General features: G+C 68.9%; 11 protein-coding genes. 5 read left to right on the top strand and 6 right to left on the bottom strand.

Translation table 11 applies throughout. The features are described 5' to 3' along the window. Positions 1–152: 152 nt before the first annotated feature. Positions 153–1,115, bottom strand: a complete 963-nt coding sequence (locus ACFFGN_RS23405) for a hypothetical protein (RefSeq protein WP_380051290.1) — start codon at positions 1,113–1,115, stop codon at positions 153–155. 153 nt (positions 1,116–1,268) lie between these two features. Further along, positions 1,269–4,607: a bifunctional lysylphosphatidylglycerol synthetase/lysine--tRNA ligase LysX gene (gene lysX / locus ACFFGN_RS23400; protein WP_380051288.1), complete on the bottom strand. Its 3,339-nt coding sequence runs from the start codon at positions 4,605–4,607 to the stop codon at positions 1,269–1,271. A gap of 82 nt (positions 4,608–4,689) precedes the next feature. On the opposite strand from lysX, the gene ACFFGN_RS23395 reads away from it, so the two are divergent. After that, a complete protein-coding gene (locus tag ACFFGN_RS23395; RefSeq protein ID WP_380051286.1) occupies positions 4,690–5,439 on the top strand; it encodes an alpha/beta fold hydrolase in 750 nt (249 codons plus the stop codon). Positions 5,440–5,459: 20 nt separating this feature from the next. Here ACFFGN_RS23395 and ACFFGN_RS23390 read toward each other — a convergent pair whose 3' ends face one another. The 4 genes from ACFFGN_RS23390 to ACFFGN_RS23375 all read right to left on the bottom strand — a co-directional run bounded on the left by ACFFGN_RS23390 (position 5,460) and on the right by ACFFGN_RS23375 (position 12,992). Next, positions 5,460–6,689 (bottom strand): ROK family transcriptional regulator, encoded by a 1,230-nt coding sequence (locus ACFFGN_RS23390; RefSeq protein WP_380051284.1) that lies wholly within the window; start codon positions 6,687–6,689, stop codon positions 5,460–5,462. 102 nt (positions 6,690–6,791) lie between these two features. After that, a complete protein-coding gene (locus ACFFGN_RS23385) occupies positions 6,792–9,701 on the bottom strand; it encodes a helix-turn-helix transcriptional regulator (RefSeq protein ID WP_380051282.1) in 2,910 nt (969 codons plus the stop codon). 142 nt (positions 9,702–9,843) lie between these two features. After that, complete coding sequence (locus ACFFGN_RS23380) at positions 9,844–10,092, bottom strand: hypothetical protein (RefSeq protein ID WP_380051280.1); 249 nt, start codon at positions 10,090–10,092, stop codon at positions 9,844–9,846. Next, positions 10,089–12,992: a type 2 lanthipeptide synthetase LanM family protein gene (locus ACFFGN_RS23375; protein ID WP_380051278.1), complete on the bottom strand. Its 2,904-nt coding sequence runs from the start codon at positions 12,990–12,992 to the stop codon at positions 10,089–10,091. The genes ACFFGN_RS23380 and ACFFGN_RS23375 overlap by 4 nt, the downstream gene beginning before the upstream one ends. 430 nt (positions 12,993–13,422) lie before the next feature. On the opposite strand from ACFFGN_RS23375, the gene lanKC reads away from it, so the two are divergent. From lanKC to ACFFGN_RS23355, 4 genes are read left to right on the top strand one after another with little or no spacing between them, the layout of a single operon-like run. After that, positions 13,423–15,966 (top strand): class III lanthionine synthetase LanKC, encoded by a 2,544-nt coding sequence (gene lanKC / locus ACFFGN_RS23370; protein ID WP_380051276.1) that lies wholly within the window; start codon positions 13,423–13,425, stop codon positions 15,964–15,966. Further along, positions 15,956–16,507 (top strand): flavoprotein, encoded by a 552-nt coding sequence (locus ACFFGN_RS23365; protein WP_380051274.1) that lies wholly within the window; start codon positions 15,956–15,958, stop codon positions 16,505–16,507. The genes lanKC and ACFFGN_RS23365 overlap by 11 nt, the downstream gene beginning before the upstream one ends. Further along, positions 16,504–17,751 (top strand): MFS transporter, encoded by a 1,248-nt coding sequence (locus ACFFGN_RS23360; RefSeq protein WP_380051272.1) that lies wholly within the window; start codon positions 16,504–16,506, stop codon positions 17,749–17,751. Before ACFFGN_RS23365 ends, ACFFGN_RS23360 begins: the two co-directional genes overlap by 4 nt. Continuing rightward, on the top strand, positions 17,744–18,943 hold the full coding sequence (locus ACFFGN_RS23355; RefSeq protein WP_380051270.1) for a JmjC domain-containing protein: 1,200 nt from the start codon (positions 17,744–17,746) through the stop codon (positions 18,941–18,943). Before ACFFGN_RS23360 ends, ACFFGN_RS23355 begins: the two co-directional genes overlap by 8 nt. Positions 18,944–19,066 lie beyond the last annotated feature (123 nt).

Below are 19,066 nucleotides of genomic sequence, written 5' to 3'. Positions count from 1 at the left end.
CGCTGCTGTTCTGGTCAGCACCTGGTTGTTCACCGCGTCGATGTAGCACCGCGACGGCCCGCCGGGTGTGGCGCTGGTCCTGTGGTCGGCCGGCGTCGTGCCGGTATCGCGGCGGGCCGGCGGGCCGCTACGTCGCCGAGTTGGGAGCCGAGTTAGAAGGGGTCGACTTTGGTGGTGGAGGCGTTGCCGCCTACGCGGGCTACCAGGCTGATGGTCCAGTGGAAGCCCGCGGTGAAGGGGGCGTCGAACTTCTCGAAGGTGCAGTCCTTGGTGAACTGGTGGCGCTGGTCGTCCCAGTCCTGGCCCGACTTGAAGTAGACGCTGTACGTGCCTTTGGTTCCCCGGTACGTCGCTCGGCTGCGGGCGCGGACGTAGATCATCGCCTGGGGTTTGGTCGGTGCGCCGGTGACCACCGAGATCGCGACATCCTGGGTGTTCAGCGTGTTGTCGATCTCCAGCCGGGCGGATCCGCGCGATCCGCGGCGTTCGACCACCTCGCCGTTCTCGCCGCGCCGTTTACCGGTGGTCGGAGCGGCGGGCAGGAACGTGCCGACCGGAATGCCCTTTGACCGTAAGGCCGCGGCCGACGCGGCGACGGAGTTCTTGGCCAGCAGATCCCGCTCGATCACGTCGCTCAACGCCGGCGCGCCACCGCAGGCGGAGATGCCACGGTAGCCCTCGATGCGCTCGGCCGCGGTCCGCAAGGAGGTGGTCAGGGCCGAATGCTGGGCCGCCACCTGCGGGGGTGGAAAGACCGTCGCGAGGCCATCGGCCTGTTTGCGTAAGGCTTGCACCAGCGCGCGTTGCGCCGCCGTCAGTGCAGGCATCGTGCCCGCGACATGCACCTGCTGCGCGGCAGGACGGATCGCCGCGTCCACCCGGCTGAGCAACGCCCGGTACGCCGGAACGCTCAACGGTGCAGGCGTCTCCGCCGTCGGAACCGTCGTTGGAGCGGTCGTCGGAACCGTCGTTGGTTCGACCACCGGAGTCGATGGGCCTGAGCTGGTCCCAGCGGCGGATGGCCGGCTTTCGGGTTCCGGCGAACCACCGCAGGCGGACAAGGAGAAGACGAGCAGAACGGCGATGTAGGGCAGGGCACGGGCGAGCGGGGGCATATGCCACCTCGACCTTCAGGCTGGGCGAAACCGCTTGTAAACAAGCCTAATCGAGCCCACCGACACTTTCCGGCGCCGCCGTGTTGCGATCAAACGCTCGCTTCCCGCCGGCAAAGCCGCACCCAAAGCCCGCCGCGCCCAAAGCCGGCGCAGCTAGGACCGGTTGCTGGGCCGGACGAACGGGAAGGCCAGAGTGGCCCGGATGTTCTGCCCGGTGAGCAGCATGACCAGCCGGTCGACGCCGATCCCGAGACCGCCAGTCGGAGGCATCGCGTACTCCAGAGCCGACAGGAAGTCCACGTCCAGCGACATCGCCTCGGGATCACCCGCGGCGGCTTTCAGCGATTGCTCGGTCAACCGGCGCCGTTGCTCGACCGGATCCACCAGCTCCGAGTACGCCGTACCGATCTCCGCGCCGAAGGCCACCAGGTCCCAGCGTTCGGCCAGCCGCGGGTCCGTCCGGTGCGTACGAGTCAACGGCGAGGTTTCCAGCGGGAAGTCGGTATAGAACGTCGGCAGGCCCGTCTCCGGCTCGACCAGTTCGTCGTACAGCTCGAGCACCAGCTCGCCCGCGGACTGCCCGAACCCGGCATGTACGCCGTGCTCGGCGCAAACCTCGCGCAGGCGTTCGACGCTGGTACCCGGGTCGATCGCGCTACCGGTCGCCCGGGCGACGGCGTCGTGCACGGTGATGACGGGCCACTCGCCGGAGATGTCGACCTCGCCCTCCGGTCGCAGCACCACGGGTTTGCCGAAGACGGCCGTGGCGGCCTCGATCACCAGTTCGCGGGTCAGCTCGCGCATGTCGGTGTAGTCGGCGTACGGCTGGTAGGCCTCGACCGAGGTGAACTCCGGGTTGTGCGTCGCGTCGGCGCCTTCGTTGCGGAAATTCCGGTTGAGCTCGAAGACCTTGCCGAGGCCACCCACGCTCAGGCGCTTGAGGAACAGCTCGGGCGCGATCCGCAGGAACAGCTCGGTGTCGTAGGCGTTGATGTGGGTGGCGAACGGACGGGCGTTCGCGCCGCCGTGGACCGCCTGCAGCATCGGGGTCTCGACCTCGATGAAACCGCGCGACTCGAACCCGTCCCGCAGCGCGCGTACCGCCGTACTGCGCCAGTGCAGCATGCGCAGAGCGTCCGGGTTCATCACCAGGTCGAGGTGGCGCTGGCGGACCCGGGCCTCCGGATCGGTGAAGCCGTGCCGCTTGTCCGGCAGCGGATGGAGGCACTTGGAGGCCATCATCCACTCGGCCACGTCGATGGTCAGCTCGCCGTGCTTGGTGGTGATCACCTCGCCCGTGACACCGACGTGGTCACCGATGTCGACCAGACGCAACCAGTTGCTCAGGGCAACATCACCGCAGTCGGGCGCCCACAGCATCACCTGCAGGTCGTGGCAGCCGTCGCGCAGATCCGCGAAAACCCGGATCCCGTGGTTGCGCAGGCGCATCACCCGGCCGGTGGTGGAGACCCGTACGCCGGTCCGGTGGTCCGGCGGCAGGCCTTGGTAGACCTCGCGGATCCGGCCGAGGGAATCGGTCGACGGTACGACGGCCGGATAGGCCTCCATGCCGATCGCGGCCAGGCCGTCGAGCTTGCCGCGGCGGACCAGCTCCTGTTCGGTCAGCTTGCGTTCGGGCAGTGCGGGCCGGAGCAGCTGGTCCTCCTGCTCACGAACCGCCGTCGCGAAGTCGGGCCCGTCCGCCGCCGCGATCGCGTGGTGCTGAAAGGCCTGCATGCTGTCCACCCGGGTCCACGGGCGCGGCGCGGGCAGGAAGCCCTCCGCCGTACCGGCCGCGAGCAGGACCTGGGGGAGCGAACCACCGCGGGAGTAGCAGATCAGCCGGGGTGACCAGCGCGGCAGGTACTTCTCGTTCGAGAGGTAGAGGCTTTCCAGTTGCCAGAAACGCGAGGCCGCCGTCAGCGTGGCGTTGGTCAGCCGCAACACCGGTCCGGCGCCAACTCGCTCGGCGTCGCTGAAGATCTCCCGGAACATGGCGAAGTTGAGCGAGATCCGGTGGACGCCGAGATCGCTGCAGGCGTCGATCAGCGCGGTGACCATGAACTCCATCAGGCCGTTCGCCGACTTCGGGTCCCGCCGCATCAGGTCCAGCGAAACACCGCGCACACCCCAGGGCACGAACGACAACAGGCCACGCACCTGGCCTTCGGCATCGCGGGCCACGACCATCACGCAGCGCGAGTCCGCCTCGTCGCCGAGCCGGCCGAGCGCCATCGAGAACCCGCGCTCGGTCCTGGTACCGCGCCACCGGTCGGCCAGTTCGACGTACTCCTGGAGCTCTTGCGGTGACAGCTCGCCATGCCGGACGACGGTCGCGTGGTACCCGGCGCGCTGGACCCGGGTCACGGCCTGGCGGACCGGTCGCATGGTCCGGCCTTCGAGGGTGAAGTCGGCGACGTCGATGACCGCCTCGTCGCCGATCGTGAGCGCGCGCAGTCCGGCCCCGACGTACGCGTGGGCGGCCTCCTCGCTCACCGACAACGCCGCGGGCGTCCAGCCGTACGTACGGGCCTCGGCGAGCCACACCTGGATCGCGCCACGCCAGGCGGCTGGATCGCCGATCGGGTCACCGCTGGCCAGGCTGACGCCACCGATCACCCGGTACGCGATCGCGGCGTCACCGGAGGGCGAAAAGACGACCGCCTTGTCCCGGCGAGTTGCGAAATAGCCGAGCGAGTCGCGTTCGCCGGATTCGAGCAGCAGCTTGCGGACCTTGAGTTCCTCGGCCTGGCTCAGGTAGCGGATCTTGCGCATGGACCGCAGGAAGATCGCGAACGCCAGGGACAGCGTGGTGGCCGAGATCGCGCCGACCACCAGCGCGACCCAGGGATGGCCTTGCTGGCCGGACTCGATCGGGCCGGATCGCCCGATCGCGGCGTTCACCGCCCAGATGATCTTGTGTTTCTGGCCGGTCAGGGTGTTGTCGAAAAGTTCGGTCAGTACCACCGAGACCGTGGCCGACAGCAACAGCCCGGCCACCAGCGTGATCACCGCGAGCTGGCGCGAACCCGGCGTGACCCGGGCGGGGAACTGGGCCCGGGCCTTCCACAGCAGCACGATCAGCGTGCAGGTGACGACCACCTGGGCGACCGCGCCGGCCAGTTCGGCCGAAGAGGTGCGGCCGAACTCGTTGATCAGCTCGGTATCACCGGGCATCACCAGCGTGGTGGTGTCGACAACCAGAATGCCCAGGCCGCCGAGCAGCCAGAGGATCTCCCAGACGCCGATCACCCACAGCAGCGCGGCGCGTTTGCCGCGGACCAGGGCGCTGCCGACGATGGCCAGGTAGACGGCCGAGAAGAAGGTGTGACCGGCCGGAATGCCGAGGAATCCGAAGACCTGGTCGACCTTGGTCACCCAGTCGGGGAACGCAAGGTGCAGCGGGATCGCGACGAACGACCAGAGGGTCGCCAGGATCACGATCCGGGTGAACAATCCCGCGAACCGGGCCTGCCAAGAATGCACCTGCACGCCGTGATCATTCCACTACCGCGCGGACTTGTTGATCCGGTGTGGGAATCTTGGGCCGTGGCGGGGAAGAGTTGAGATCACAATGACACGCGCGCGGCGCTGGATCGTGCTGCCCGGACTCGCCGAAACGGCCGAGGAGTTCGCCGGCGTGATCGACCTGTTGCCCGAGTCGTACGACGTCCAGGTGGTCGATCCGTGGCTGGTTCCGGTGACCGCCTCGGTGGACGAGCTGCGCACCGCCACCGGGGTGGACGGCAGCGAGCCGATCGGCCTGGTCGGCCATTCGATCGGCGGCCTGGCGGCGCTGCGCTGGGCCTTGACCCGGCCCACCGAGGTGGACCGCCTGGTGCTGGTCGACACCAGCCTGGCGGACGAGACGGGCCATCGGTTGCTCTACCCCGGCCGGATCGGCGATCGCCTTGTCCGCAGGGGATTGCGCGCGCTCGGCCATGTCGGACTACCCGCGCTGGTCGGTCCCGTCGTACGAGGCTGGCTGTTGCGGATGAGCACCGAGACCGATCGCGACCCGTTGCACCGGGCAACCGTGCGCGAGCGGTACGGATCACCCGGCTCGTGGGTCCAGTTCTGGGACGAGCTCTCCGCCAGCTGGCCGATGGCCGTCGAGGTCGCGCGCTTGCTCGAGTCCCCGGTGATCGCACCCCCGACGGTTCAACTCGTCGGCGTAGGCCCCCGCTCGGCCCGCTGCCACCTGGGCCCCCAGCGAGTCCTCGCCGCCCGCCTCAAGGCCGCCCTCCGCACCCTCCCCGACTCGGCCCACCTGGTCCACCTGGACCGCCCCGACGCCATCGCCAAAGCCATCCTCGCCCCCTGAAGCCCGCACAGGGCTGTGGCTTAGGGGGTGGCCAGGGCGGGTTGGGGGAGTTTGCGGGCCCAGACGTCGTCTAGGGCCATTCGCATGGCGCCGGTTACTACGGCGTCTTCGGCGAGGGCGGAGAGTTCTAGCTTGGGGTGGTTCAGGGTGAGGCTGCGCAGGTGGTCGTTGATGGCGTCGAGCAGTACGGCGCCGGCGCGGGCCACGCCGCCGCCGATCACCACGGCGGTCGGGTCGAGCACCAGGACGGCGGGCGCGAGGGCCCGGGCGAAGGCGCGGGCCACCTGCTGAACGACGGCCTGGGCCGCCGGGTCGCGATCGGCCGCGGCGGCGAAGACGTCGGCGGTGCCGAGCTGGTGGTCCTTGCCGAGCTCGGCCAGTTTGGAATCGGGATGGGCCTGGACCGCCTGGCGGCCGAGCTGGGCGATCGCCTCGGAGCCGACCGCGCGTTCCAGCGGCCCGCGACTGTCGTCCGGATCGATCACGTCGTCGGGATCGGGCGCGATGAAGCCGATCTCGCCGGCGGCGCCGGTACCGCGATGCAGCCGGCCGTCGATCACGATGCCCGCGCCGAGCCGTTCGCCCCACTGGACGGCGAGCAGGGTGCCGGTGCCACCGCGGGCGGCGGCGATCGCGAGGGCGGCCAGGTTGGCGTCGTTGTCGAGCATCACCGGGCAGTCGAGCAGACTGCGCATGTGCTTGATCAGGTCGATCGCGGACCAGCCGGGCACGCTCGGTACCAGCCGGACGCGGCCGGTGTGCTCGTCCACGATGCCGGGGCTGGCGGCGACGGCGGCGGCGATGTCCTCGGCGGGCACCTCGGCCTCGGCCAGCGCCTCCGCGATCACCTCGGTGATGACGCCGAGCAGTTCCTGCGCGGTCCAGCCGGGGCCGGATCGCCGTACCAGCGCGAGCTTGCGGCCGGCCAGGTCGGAGACGCCGACGGTGACGCGGTGCGGTCCGACGTCCAGCCCGAGCACGGGCGCGGCGCGGCCCCGCAGCGAGACGCGAATGGCCGGGCGGCCGAGAGAGCGGTCCGCGGAATCAGGCCCGTGCTGTTGCAGCCAGCCCGCGTCGAGCAGTTCGTCGACGGCCTGCGCGACGGTCGGCCGGGCCAGGCCGGTGCGTTCCACCAGCTCGGCCACCCGCAGCGGCGCGGGCGCGGAGCGCCGGACGGCGTCGAGCACCGCCGCCACGTTGATCCGGCGCAGCATCGTCGTACCGCCGCCACCTGCGGTTGCTTTGTTCATCTCGGGCCCCTTGCCACTACACAGCTACCGCTCAGCATGCCGCCTCCACCATATATTGAAGCGAGGATTCATAACTGAGAACCGCGCCACGTGCCGGTTGACTCACCCCGCGAGCACCTGGCGAACGAAGCCGCTCAGGGACTCTCGATCATTCTGCTGGGTCTTGGCCATCAAACTCGCCACATGCTTCTCGACGGTGCGGTGTGAGATAAACAACCTTTCCGCGATGGTCTTGTTGCCGATGCGTTCGATCAGCAGCCGGCACACCTCGTACTCGCGGGCGGTGACGCCGAGCTGGCGCAACGCGGGCGGGATCTGGTCCGACCCGGTCCGGCGCTGCTGCACCGACGCGCCGAACTGCCGCAACAGCGCCCGGCACGCACTGGCCACCGGCGCGATATCGGCCGCGTGGAAGTACGTCTCGGCCTCGCGCAGCCACTCGATCGGCGTACCCCAACCGTGCTTTTGCGCCTCCTCGGCGACCAAGCGCCTGCCCAGATGGCGGGCCATCGGAAAGAGATCGGCCGCGTCACCGAGCGCGGCCGACGCCTCGTCCGTACGACCGTCGCGGCCGAGTAGAACGGCATGAGCCAGTTCCACGAACTGGCGGTTCCACCGCATCTTGCTGGCGGCTGTAGTCGTCACGGCTTCGTAGTGCTGCCACCCCGCACGTCCGGCGAGTACGCCGAGTAGGAGGTTGAGGCCGTTCTTCCCGGCGACATGGAAGGTGGTCGGGTTCTCCGCGTCGTACGTCAGGGCTTGAGCGAGTTCGCGGCCTGCGAGGTCCCGGTCTTCCTCGAGCAGGGCACAGAAGGTCCGAGCCAGTCCGTAGGCCAAGGACAACTCGTAGGCGGCACCGGTTCCAGTACGTTCCAGCTCTTCCAGGGCGTCTTCCATAGCCCGGCGGCGGCCTTGGTGGGCTGCGAGCGTCCCCTTCGTCACCAGGATGTACGAGCGGGTCTGGCCGACCTGCATCCGCTCTGCGAGGTCGAGGCTGCTCGCGACCATCTTGGCGGCCACTTCGTAGTTGCCGGTCAAGACGGTCTGCATCGCCATGATCCCATCGGCGATGTACGCCAAGGGCATCGCGCCGATTCGTAGTGCAGCCGTACGGGCCCGATCCATCTCCTCAACCGTCCCGTCGGCCAAGTACGTCGTACCGGCCTTGAGGACGAGCGAGTAGGCCCGGGCGATCGGTAGATGGTGCTCGTCCGCGAACTTCTCCGCTCGCTCGAAGTGGGCGTTGGCCTCTTCAAGGTCCTGCTCCCGCGCAAGTACGCCGAGAAGCTGCCAGGCCTCGCAAGCCACCACAGGCAAGGGAACACGTTCAGCTGCCGCAGCGGCCTTACGGGCGAGAGTGGCCGCGGTATTCAGTCGATCCGGCCCGGGGATGCTCAAAGCGAGGTGAGCCGCAATAGCGTCTACAGGTGCCGCATCCCGGTCCGACGGGTTAGGCCCGAGCAGAGACTTCGCAATGGCCACATGTTTGTTGGCCTCTTCCCAACGGGCTGCGAGATCTCCAATGGCCCCGAGCCGCGCGTGCAGTGCCGACAGCCTGACGCGGGATAGACCCGCAGTGTCGAGTCCGTCGAGTCGTTCGGCCAGGGAGAACGCACGATCGAAGTGACCGGTCTCGCCCAGCGCAAGCAGCAAGGACTCCAGTACGTCGGCACGCTCGTCCGGGTCGGCGTCCTCGGACAGAAGCTGGTCGGCCCGGTCCAGCAGGGTGACGGCCGAGAGCACGGCACCACCGGTTAAAGCTCGTCTACCGGCCATGGCGTACAACTGGCCGGCCCTGGTCGAATCACCCGCGCTTAGGCGGAGTTCCGCTACCAGGGGACACCACTCGTCTGGTAGTTCGGGGTAGAGCTTCTCGATCGCGGCGGCAGCCTGTTCGGACAGGTCTGCCTTCTCCGTCGGCGTGAGGTCCGCGATCAAGGCCTCGGCCGTCAGCGGATGTCGAAACGCGTACCAGTCCGGAGCGGGTTCATCCGGCCCGACGATCTGTGCTGCCATTCCCGCGTGCAAGGTGGCAAGCAGCGTCCGCTCATCCGTACCAGTGGCCTCCCGTACAACCGGCAGGGAGAACCTGTGCCCGACTACGGCCGCAAGCGTGAGTAGACGCGTCGCCTCCGGCCCGAGCTGGCCTGTACGGCTCGAGATGCTCCGAACCACTGCACGCGGTACACCCGTCGCAAGGTCGTCGACGACCTGCCAGCCATCACCGGTCGGAATGAGATGTCCGGAATCGGTCACGTCCTGCAGGAGTTCCTCGACCACAAACGGAACGCCCGCGCTGTCCGTCCAGATGCGCTCGGTCAACGCCTCGGGAACCTCGTCCGGGTTGATCGCGAGACAGGACGAGATCATGACGGCGGTATCAACCCGGTCGAGCCGGCGTAGTTCCAGTACGGCGCCTGCACCGTCCCGGGCGGCCTGATGCGCCATATCGAGGGCGCTGCAGGGTTCGGCCCGCACGGTGCAGACGAGCAGCACCGGCAGTGTGCCGAGGTTGTCGACCAGGTACTCCAGGATGGCCAGTGTTTCCGCGTCGGCCGCGTGCAGGTCCTCCAGCACGAGTAGACAGCCCCGGCCGCGTCCGATCAGCCCGAGTAGCCGCAACAGCGCCTCAGCCAGTACGACGATCGAGGGCGATTCCGCCTCTTCGGCGTCGGTACGCCATTCCGGGATCAGCCGGCCGAGCACATTGCGATACGGCCCGAGATCGTCGATATCGACGAGTTCGCCCCGGCGCAGCAGCGACAGCAACGCCTCGGTCAGCGGCCGGAAGGGCACCATCGGGCCGACGGTTCCGACCCTTCCGCGCAGCGTGACAATGCCGTCGTCGAGGCCGAGGGCCGTGACCGTGTTGGTCAGCCGGGTCTTACCGATACCGGGTTCGCCGACCAGGAAGATCGCGCTGCCCAGACCCGTCCGGGCAGAGCCCAGGGCCAGCCGAAGCTGGTCAAGTTCTCGGTCCCTGCCGACGACCGCCGGTGCTCGGGTACGCATGGCCCCAGACTGTAACGCGGGAGCAGCCACCAGTAACGGGCTAATCGAAAATCATCGGCAAAACGACGCCGAAAATTAAGCCGGGCCGGGAAGCTCATACGGCTTCCCGGCCCGGCCCCTCCCCCCGGGGAGCGTCGGATGGTCAGTGCGCCGGGCAGGCCTTGGCCGCGTCGACGCGGTCGGACGCGACCGGGTCGCAGGTTGTCTGCGGCGCCGCCTGACCCGGCAGCACGCCGGCAGCGATGCCGATGGCCAGCGTGCCGGCGGCGAAACCGGCCAGCGCGCGGGCCCGGCGGCCCCGGGCCTCGGTGCGGCCTACCGTGATCGCGCCGATCGGGCTCTCCTCAATGGCGGCACAGTCGGACTCGGTGGCCTGGAACTTCTCGGTCATGGTGTCTCCCCTTTGACATTCTTCGTGCGCACGGACCTCTGGGCGGTGACCGTGACGTTTGGTGGGTGCATCAGCAGCGCTGACGGGACCTCGGGAAAGCCCAGCCGAAGCAGGCCGTATCCGATCCCGGCCAGGCCGGTGAGCAGACCGGGTGAGGGCACGCCGTCGGGCGTACCGCACCGCGGTCCGTAAAGGTCGATGGCGCCGAGTACCTGACCGGCGGCACGGGCCCGGAGCGTCTCGGCGCTCGGATCGCCCTGGGCGGCCAGCTCGATCAGTGGTTCCAGCGCGCCGAGTTCGCCGTGGCACAGGCTCATGTCCCGCAGTGCGGGCCGGGCCGCCGTGTCCAGCAGGTACGACGTGACGGGTCCCTGCCAGCCGGCGGCGATCGCGGCCACGGTGGTACCGGCCCGGCCCGCGCACCAGCCGAGGTCGGCGTCGGGCAGACCGGCGGCCGGCATCGACTCGACCTGCGCGCCGGCCGCGTGCAGCAAGGCCAGTCCGGCCTCGCGGTACGCGTCTGCGGGCATCCGCAGCAGGGCCCAGCCAACTCCGATCGAGCCGCGCGCGAACCCGGTGGATGGTGGTTCCGCGGTCAGCAGCCGGTCGGCGTACTGGCGGGCCAGCTGCCCGGCGACGGGATGACCGTTGCCGGCCTCGATCGCCAGCATCGCCGCCAGCCCGCCGGCCTCGCCCTCGAAGTACGACGCGTCCGCGGCGGGCAATGCCGAGGCGATCTCGAGTGCAAGGTCGAGCCAGCCACCGAGTTCGGCGTGCTCCGGGTCCAGCGAGATGATCCGGGCCAGCGCGTAGGCGATCCCGCCCAGGCCTTCGTAACCCGGTCCGACGGCTTCCGCGAGATCGGCGTCCGCGGCCATCGCGTCGAGCAGGCGCGGTAGCGGCCGAAGGGCGTCGCGAGCGAGTTCGACGTACCGCTCGGCGCCGGTCATCGCAGCCAGCTGGCTCAGGAACAGCGCCGTACCGGTGTAGCCGCTCGGCAGGCCCGCGCCCATCGGCAGCAGCGCCCAGTTCAGATCGTCGACCAGTTCGAGGCCGAGCCAGTTCGCGCGGCCGTGCCGGTTGATCGAACGGGCCAGGATCTCGTCGGCGATACCAGTCGCCGCGATCAGCAGGCGCTGCGGATCCGGCGGTACGGCGACCGCGGGCATCCGGCGTCCGGCCACTCCGCGGTGCTCGGCGGCGGCCGAACGCGTCGCGAGAGTGGCGCTGATGATCCACTCCTGGGTATGCCGGTCGACCTCACCGAGGCGGGCGATCTTGGCCCGGGTCGAAGCCAGTCCGGACGTTCCGAGCAGACCCGGCAGGCAGCCACCGGTCGCGGTCCAGATCGCCCGCGAACCCGGCTTGGTCGTGAACAGCGGGATATCGCCGGCCCACAGGTCAGCCAGCTCGGCCGGTACCAACTGCCGCCGGACGTCATCCCCGGCCTGGTCGAACAGCAAGCCGAACAGCTCGTCCCGGGTGTCCCCGTCGCGCAAGGCGTCCGGGTGGGTCGACTCGTCCAGCAGCGTCGCGTACATCGAGGTGGCCTGGGCGACCAGGCGGACCTCGTCGTCGGCGCAGGCCTCCAGCAGTGGCCCGGCGAGCTCGTCGCGGTGCTGGGCGATCGCGTTGTAGGCACTGGCGAATCCGGCCAGCAGAGCGCTCTGGTGCTGCCTCGGCTCGCTGGCCTTGCCGGAGAGCATCGGGCGGTTGTTCGAGGCCTTGATCACCGCCGGGCGTCGAACCAGCCGCATGGTGTCGAGGCCGGCGTCCTGCCAGCCCACCACGGTTGTCGGCAGCACGGTGTCGTCGTCCCCGCCCAAGCCGGACATGTCGGCGGCACCCTGGTCACCAAGCATCAGCAGCGGCAGTAGCGCCGTCTGGTGCACCGAGCTGGTCAGAGCCTCCGTAGCCGGGTCGGGCCCGATCATCGACGGCACACTGAGTACGGGGTGGAAGAGCGTCTCCACATCCACAAGCACCGGGTGCTCACCAGAGGCGATCAGGTTCTCGTAGTGCATGTCAGTGCCGTCGAGTACGTACAACAGCGCAAGTAGCGCGCCTTGACGGTGGTAGAAACGGCGAACCGACGAGACATCAGTGCAGGCGTTGTGCTCGACGAACTCGAGCCAGCCGTAGCCCTGCCGCGGGAGCAGCCGCACAGTTCGCAGATCCAGCCGCGCACGCTCGTTGAGCCAGTCGACGATCTCGTTGAAGTGCCCGTGCAGGTCCAGCGACCGCGGACGGTAGACGAGCTTCGCGCCGTTCTCGAACGTCAGGATGGCGACGGCCCGTCCACCACGGTGGGTGTCACCGGAGACGGCTGCAGAGATTAGAAGGCCCGGGTCGGTTCCAGCGAAGAAGGTGTCGACCAGTTCCGCCTTGTCGGTCGCGAGGCGGTCCAGCAGCTCTAGGTGCGAGCTGACCGCTCCACGGCACGCCTGGCTCAGTACTCGCGCAAGGACGGGGTAGCGGCGTAGAAGCGGTACGAGTCCGCCCTGGCTCAGCTGCCGCGTGAAGTGGGTGAACCGGTCAGCAGAGGTTTCACCCGCCAGCTGGTTGTTCTTCCGGGCCTTGTTCAGTTCCAGTACGAGAGTGCGTGCGGCCAGCCGTACGAGCCGTTGGCCGAGGTGCTGCACGAGCTCGTTCGTCAGGCCCGCGTTGTTTACGCCGTCGTACTGCCGGCGCAGCTCCGCACGTACGCCGTCCAGGAGCGGCTGCAGCGCGTCCGCGAGGCCTTCGCCGGTGGAGGTGCTGTACGCGGGTAGGCGGTCGACGTACGCGGCCCAGTCCGGGGTGGAGCCACCCAGCGCGTCGTATTCACGCGGAGCCAGCCCGGCCTGCCACCACGGTGGCGGCGTCCGGGCGACCTCTGGAAGCGCTGAGAACTGGAACACGTGCTCACGATGACACCGGCTGACCGGTCGGTACATGGGGGTAGTGCACCCATATTCGCGTTCCGGGGGGCGGTGGGTGCTCCAGGTGGGTGGTCGCCGCTGAATGTGGGTGCTGACACCCCATGTGGGGGCCGCCGGATCGGAGTTGACTTCAGGTCATCGGAAGACGCCACACCGGCCCTTCCGCCCAAGGACCGGACAGCAAGTCCGGATTCCCGACACCTGAGGAGAAATCATGGCTGAGCTTCTTGACCTGCAGATCCTGACCGACGAGGTCGCCGTGGACGTCGAGATCATCCACACCGACGGCAGCGGCGTCAGCTACAACTGCTGATTTTCGCCCTTACCAGGGCCCGGGGCCCCCAACCCGGGCCCTGGCGCTGTTCAGCCCGTGCAACTGCGAGGGCCGGCGCCAGGAAGAGGAAGCGTGATGATCGACTCGTTCAGGGCCTACACCGTTAGCGACCCGCAGTACTACGACCGCGTCGAGCGGTCCTCCGAGCCGGGTGAGTTCCTCGAGCTGTTGCAGCGCCGGCTGGCCGGTAAGGCCGACACGATCGACGGCGGAGGTGTCTGGGCCCGCTGCCTGGACCGGCCGCTGGCAGACCTGCCGGAATACGGCTGGAAACTGCACATCTCCGCGCGACCGGACGACCTGCGCGCGATCGTCGATGCGGTCATCGACGAGTACGAGGTCGAGGCCTTCAGTTTCAAGTGCGTGCGATCACCCGAGCTCGGGCTGGCCCAGCTCAGCCGGTGGTGGGCGCGCGGCGGCGCGGGCAAGGCCGTCACCGTTTATCCCCTGTCCGAGGCCCACGCGCGGCAGCTGGCCGATCGGCTCTCCGCGCGGTTGCAAGGCTTCCAGGGTTCCCACGTACTGACCGACCGCCGATACCCCGGCAGCGACGTGGTGCAGTATCGCTACGGCACCTTCCGCAAACCTCCGGGTATCGACGACGACGGCCGGCCGAGCAGTGTGGTCACCGGCCCGGACGGCAAGCCGTGGAACGACTCCCGCAGCCCGAGTTTCACCTTGCCTCCTTGGATTTCCGCCGATCCGTTCAGCGACGGATCCGGTACCGGCGACGACCCGACCGGTCTGCTCAAGCGCTACCGCGTGACCTCGGTGCTACGGCATTCCACCGCGGGTGGCGTCTACCTGGCCAAGGGCGAGGACGGCGCCGAGTACATCCTCAAAGAGGCCCGGCCGCACACCGCTTTCGCCCCGGACGGCTCGGATGCACCCACCCGGCTGCAGCGCGAGTACGACTACCTCAAGCAGCTCGAAGGCACCGGGGTCGCTCCGCGCGCGATCGAGATCGCCAAGGTCTGGGAGCACACGTTCCTGGTCCAGAGCAAAGTCCCCGGAATCACCTTCCAGGTCTGGCTCTCCCGCAATCACCCGTTCGCGACCGGCGTACCGGACGAGACGTACGCCGACCGGGTCAAGGTGATCCTCGCGCAGGTCCGGAACGCCCTGACGACCTGTCTCGATCGTGGCGTGGTCTATAGCGACACCTCGCTGACGAACATCCTGATCGACGACACCGACACCGTGCACCTGGTCGACTTCGAGGCCTGCCGCCCGGCCGGATCGGACCCCGCGGCGTATCCCCGGACGAGTGGTTTCGCGCCCGAGCCGGACACCGCGGCCTGGGCCAGCGATGCGGCGTACGTCGCCTACGCGGCGGACGCGGTCGAGGCCGCCACGGTGATGCCGCGCAACGCGCTGCTGGCCTTCCGGCCCGAGGTGTTCCGCCGTGCTCTGGAGACAACCGCTCGCCAGCTCGGTACGCCGCTCGGCGATCTACCCGAACGCCTGGGCCTGCCGATCGCCGCCGCGGGTGATACCGAACTGCTCGCCGAGATCGCCCGGGGCCTGCGCAACGCCGCGACGCCCGACCGGAAGGACCGGCTGTTCCCGGGGCACCCCGAGCAGTTCCGGTCGAACACCCTGTCCATCGCGTACGGCGCCGCCGGCGTGCTCCGGGTGCTGAAGACGCTCGACGGCTGGGTCGATCCCGAGCTCACCCGCTGGCTCACCGCCCGTCTGGACGAGGACCGGCCGCTGCCGATGGGCCTGTACGTCGGCCGGGCGGGTATCGCCACGACTCTGCTGGAACTCGGTATGGACGACCGGGGCCTGCTCGCCTCGGCAACCACGGAAGCCCTCGCCCTCGACAAACCAGCCGGAGTCGCGACCGGGCTCGCGGGAGTCGGGCTGGCCCGGATCAGCGCCTATCGGACGACGGGGGAACAGAGCCATCTCGACCAGGCCCGGACCCTCGCGGACCGCCTGATCGACCGCGCCGCGGACGACGGCACGGGCCTTTGGTGGCCGGTCGAACGCCACCCGCTCGGGTTCTTGTACGGCTCGTCGGGTGTAGCCGTCTTCCTCACCGAACTCGGCTCGCTCCTGGAGGACAAGGCGCTGGTGACGCTTGGCCGCCGCGCGCTGGCCTTCGACCTGTCCCGCGGGCGGATCCGCGCCAACGGCGGTCTCGGCTTCGGCGCGTACGCGGAGGGCATCGCCTTCGAGCCGTACCTGATCCGCGGTGGTTCCGGCGTCGGCATGGCCGTCGCGCACCACTTGCGAATGACCGGCGACGAAAGCCTGGTGAAGCCGCTGCGGTCGATCGTGCGCGGTGTCGCGATGCCGTTCACGGTCAATCCCGGCTTGTTCTCCGGGATGAGCGGGCTGATCGAATTCCTGCTGGACAGCCAGGCGGTACTGCCGGCCGAAGAGGACTTCCTGGACCTGGCGGTGAACCGGCTGTTCGAGCAGGTGCTCGCGCTGCGCTGTGTCGACGAGTCCGGTACCGGCTTCCCCGGTGACGGCTTGATGCGGCAGAGCTGCGACGTCGCGTCGGGCAGCGCCGGCGTCGCGATGATGCTGCACCGGTTGCAGACCGGTGGCGAAACACTCGACGTTCGTTATGGCCGTCCGATGGGGGTGCTGAGTCATGCCGGCTGATCGTCTGGCGGTGGTCTGCACGGGCGCGAGTGCCGCCCTCGACCTGCCGTCCCACCTCGCGCACTGGCGGCAGGAGGTGGGTGGGCCGATGTCGGTGATGCTGACCCACTCGGCGCTCACCTTCGTCCAGCCCTCGGCGGTCGGCCTGATCGCAGACGAGGTCTTCGAACCGGGTGGTCCGGTGGTCAACCCGGTGGCTTTCGCCAACCAGGCAAGGCTCTTTGTGGTCGCACCCTGTACGGCGAACTTCCTGGTCTCGGCCGCGCTGGGGTTGGCCTCGTCGCCGGCGTTGACCGCGATGCTGGCCACGCCCGCGCCGCGGATCTTGTTCCCGCACATGAACCCGCGAATGTGGCAGGCGCCGACCACTCAACAGGCCGTGCGCTCATTGCGGGAGCAGGACGTCATCGTGGTATCGCCCGAGGACACGACCGTACTGACCTTGTGGAGCGGCGAATTCGAGCCCAGCAAGGCGATGCCCGCACCCGCTCGGACCGCGAGCGTGATCGCTCTGCACTGGCGAAACCTGGTCGCGGCATGACCGGACGCGCGGCGTTACTCAGGGACAACCGGGACTTCAGCCGGTTCTGGTGGGGCCAGGCGCTGACCGCGCTCGGCGCGCGGGTGAGCGACATCTGCCTGCCGCTGCTGGTACTGGACCTGACTGGATCGCCTTTGTGGGCGGGCGCTCTCGCCACCGCCCGCCTGGTCGCTCTGAACGTCGCGCGCCTCCCCGCCGGAGCCCTGGCCGATCGATGGAACCGCCGAACCGTGATGATCCGGGTGGACGTCACCAAGGCCGTGCTCTGGGGCACGCTCGCGCTCTTTGTTGCCTTCGGCACCGGTTCGATCTGGCCACTGGTGGTCATCGGCGTTCTCGACGGCCTGGTCAGTTCGGTCTACAACCCGTCCCTGGCAGCGGCCTTGAGGCACCTGGTCCGGCCCGACGAGATCACCAAGGCGGTCTCGCTGAACGAGTCGCGCTCGTATGCCGCGAGCCTGATCGGCCCGGCGATCGGGGGTGGTCTCTACGCGGTCGCGCACTGGATTCCTTTCGCGGTGAACGCGGCCACCTTCCTGCTCTGCGCCGTTCTCGTCGCGCGAATCACCGCCGGCCTTGGTGGCAGCAACGCCTCGACCGCGCGCATCTCGGCCGATATCGCGAGCGGGATTCGCTATGTGTTCCACCAGCCTTTCCTTCGTACGTTGACGATCTGGTCGGCCGTGCTGAACTTCGCGACGGCCGCCGCGTTCTTCGGCATGGTCCCGATGTTGTCGGCGCTCGATACGCCCGCGCCGGTGATCGGTGCGATGTCCGGCGTGATCGCGGCCGGCGCACTGCTTGGTTCGCTGATCGCTCCCCGGATTGTGGCCTCCGGCGCCTACCGTGCCGTGGTGGTGGGTGGTCTGGTGGTTGCCGGCGTCACTTTGGCGGTCGCGGTTGTGCCCGCCATGCCAATGGTGGTTGCCGCCCTTGCGTTGCTGGGGGCAACGGCGCCGGTGCTGATCATCGCGATGACCGCCGAGGTGTACGCGGTGGTCGACGACTCGATGATGGCGCGGGCCCAGAGCACGATGACGCTGGTCGGTTCGCTGTTCTATCCCGTGAGTTTCCTGGCGATGGGCTGGCTGCTGCAGCGGTTCGGCCCGGGCCCGTCGTACGGCGTGCTGGCAGGCGCCCTCGCCGTTTGTGTCGCGTTCACCCTGGCCCGGCCGGTCCGGGCTCAACTGTCACCCGAGATCGCCCGCTCCGAAGTCAGGACGAAGGAGTTACATCATGCGTAGTGAGGCCTTGTCCAGCTTGGTTCCCGACCCCGCGGGCTTTCTCGCGCAACCACCGGCCGAAGCCGCGGTCTGGCGTCAGGCCGCCACGGTGTCCTTCGGTTTGGCCGAGGCGGGGGAGTTGCTCGATCACGGCTCGCTGCAACGGCAGATGGTGAGCCTGGTCAAGAACGGCAAGCGCGTCGCCCCGGCGTCGTACACCTGGGCGGGTCAGCCGATCCAGCCCGGCTTCTCCGACGTTGCCAGGTCCACCAAGATCTCGGCGTACATCGCCGAAGGCGCCACCACCGTGCTGGAATCCCTGCACCGGACGTGGAAGCCGATCGGCGATCTGTGCCGCCGGTTGACCTTCGAAACCGGCGTCCCGGTGAGTGCGAATGCGTACCTCACTCCGTCGGGTAGCCAGGGGTTCGCGCATCACTACGACACGCATTCCGTTCTGATCGTCCAGACGTCCGGAAGTAAGACCTGGCAACTGCACACCCCCGTGTACGACGATCCGCTCGAGCACCAGCCGTGGGACGGGGCCAAGGTCAGCCAGGACGAGTGGGAACGCCTTCGCAACGGCAAGCCGTTCCTCGAGGTGACACTGGAGCCGGGCGACAGCCTGTGGATTCCCCGCGGCTGGATCCACAACGGCTTCGCCACCGACGACCACTCGCTGCACGTCAGCTTCTCGTTCCCGACGCTCACGCCGTACTGGATCGCAAACGAGCTGGTACGGCGACTCGGCTCGGAGCGGGCCTTCCGGACGGAACTGCCGTGGGGGTTCGGGCGGTCGGCGGACATCCGCGCACAGGCGGTCGAGACCACCGCGAAGTTGCTCGCGGAACACTTCGCCGCCTTCGCGCCAACGGCGGCCGAGGACCTGGCGGACGCCTATCGGCGGTACTCCCTGGAGGCCGCGCGACAGCCGATGGACAACTTCCTGCCCGAGCCAACGGCCGACACCGAGGTCCGTACGGTCGCGGAGTCCGCCGTCGGAACCACCTGGACCGCCGACGGCTCGCTGCGGGTCCACCTTGGCGACAGCGTGGTCGTCTTCGAACCCGAAGTGGCCTCGGCCGTGGCGGCCCTGATCGAGGCCGACTCCCCGTGGCCCTGGACCGCCTCCGACCTGGGTCTACCTCACGAGAAGGCCGTCGAGCTGGTTGCGACCTTGCTGCGAACCGGACTGGCCGTTCGCGCCACCTGACCTCCCACGTCCCGGCTCACCCCATTCGATACGGCCGGGGCGTGGGTCCTTCTTCCGCGGGGCCGGATCCTGCCCACCGGTCCCGCGGAACCACCTGTACGGCGCTTGCCGGGCGTGGCGGAC

Source organism: Kribbella deserti (assembly GCF_042434725.1).
Lineage (GTDB): Bacteria > Actinomycetota > Actinomycetes > Propionibacteriales > Kribbellaceae > Kribbella > Kribbella deserti.
Note: the sequence above shows the minus strand (reverse complement) of the source record. Positions and strands in the feature narration are given on the sequence as shown.

Excerpts from the sequence above, each read along its gene's own strand:
- ACFFGN_RS23405 (WP_380051290.1), bottom strand. The coding sequence starts at position 1,115 with ATGCCCCCGCTCGCCCGTGCCCTGCCCTACATCGCCGTTCTGCTCGTC.
- ACFFGN_RS23395 (WP_380051286.1), top strand. The coding sequence starts at position 4,690 with ATGACACGCGCGCGGCGCTGGATCGTGCTGCCCGGACTCGCCGAAACG.
- ACFFGN_RS23390 (WP_380051284.1), bottom strand. The coding sequence starts at position 6,689 with ATGAACAAAGCAACCGCAGGTGGCGGCGGTACGACGATGCTGCGCCGG.
- ACFFGN_RS23385 (WP_380051282.1), bottom strand. The coding sequence starts at position 9,701 with ATGCGTACCCGAGCACCGGCGGTCGTCGGCAGGGACCGAGAACTTGAC.
- ACFFGN_RS23380 (WP_380051280.1), bottom strand. The coding sequence starts at position 10,092 with ATGACCGAGAAGTTCCAGGCCACCGAGTCCGACTGTGCCGCCATTGAG.
- lanKC (WP_380051276.1), top strand. The coding sequence starts at position 13,423 with ATGATCGACTCGTTCAGGGCCTACACCGTTAGCGACCCGCAGTACTAC.
- ACFFGN_RS23365 (WP_380051274.1), top strand. The coding sequence starts at position 15,956 with ATGCCGGCTGATCGTCTGGCGGTGGTCTGCACGGGCGCGAGTGCCGCC.
- ACFFGN_RS23360 (WP_380051272.1), top strand. The coding sequence starts at position 16,504 with ATGACCGGACGCGCGGCGTTACTCAGGGACAACCGGGACTTCAGCCGG.
- ACFFGN_RS23355 (WP_380051270.1), top strand. The coding sequence starts at position 17,744 with ATGCGTAGTGAGGCCTTGTCCAGCTTGGTTCCCGACCCCGCGGGCTTT.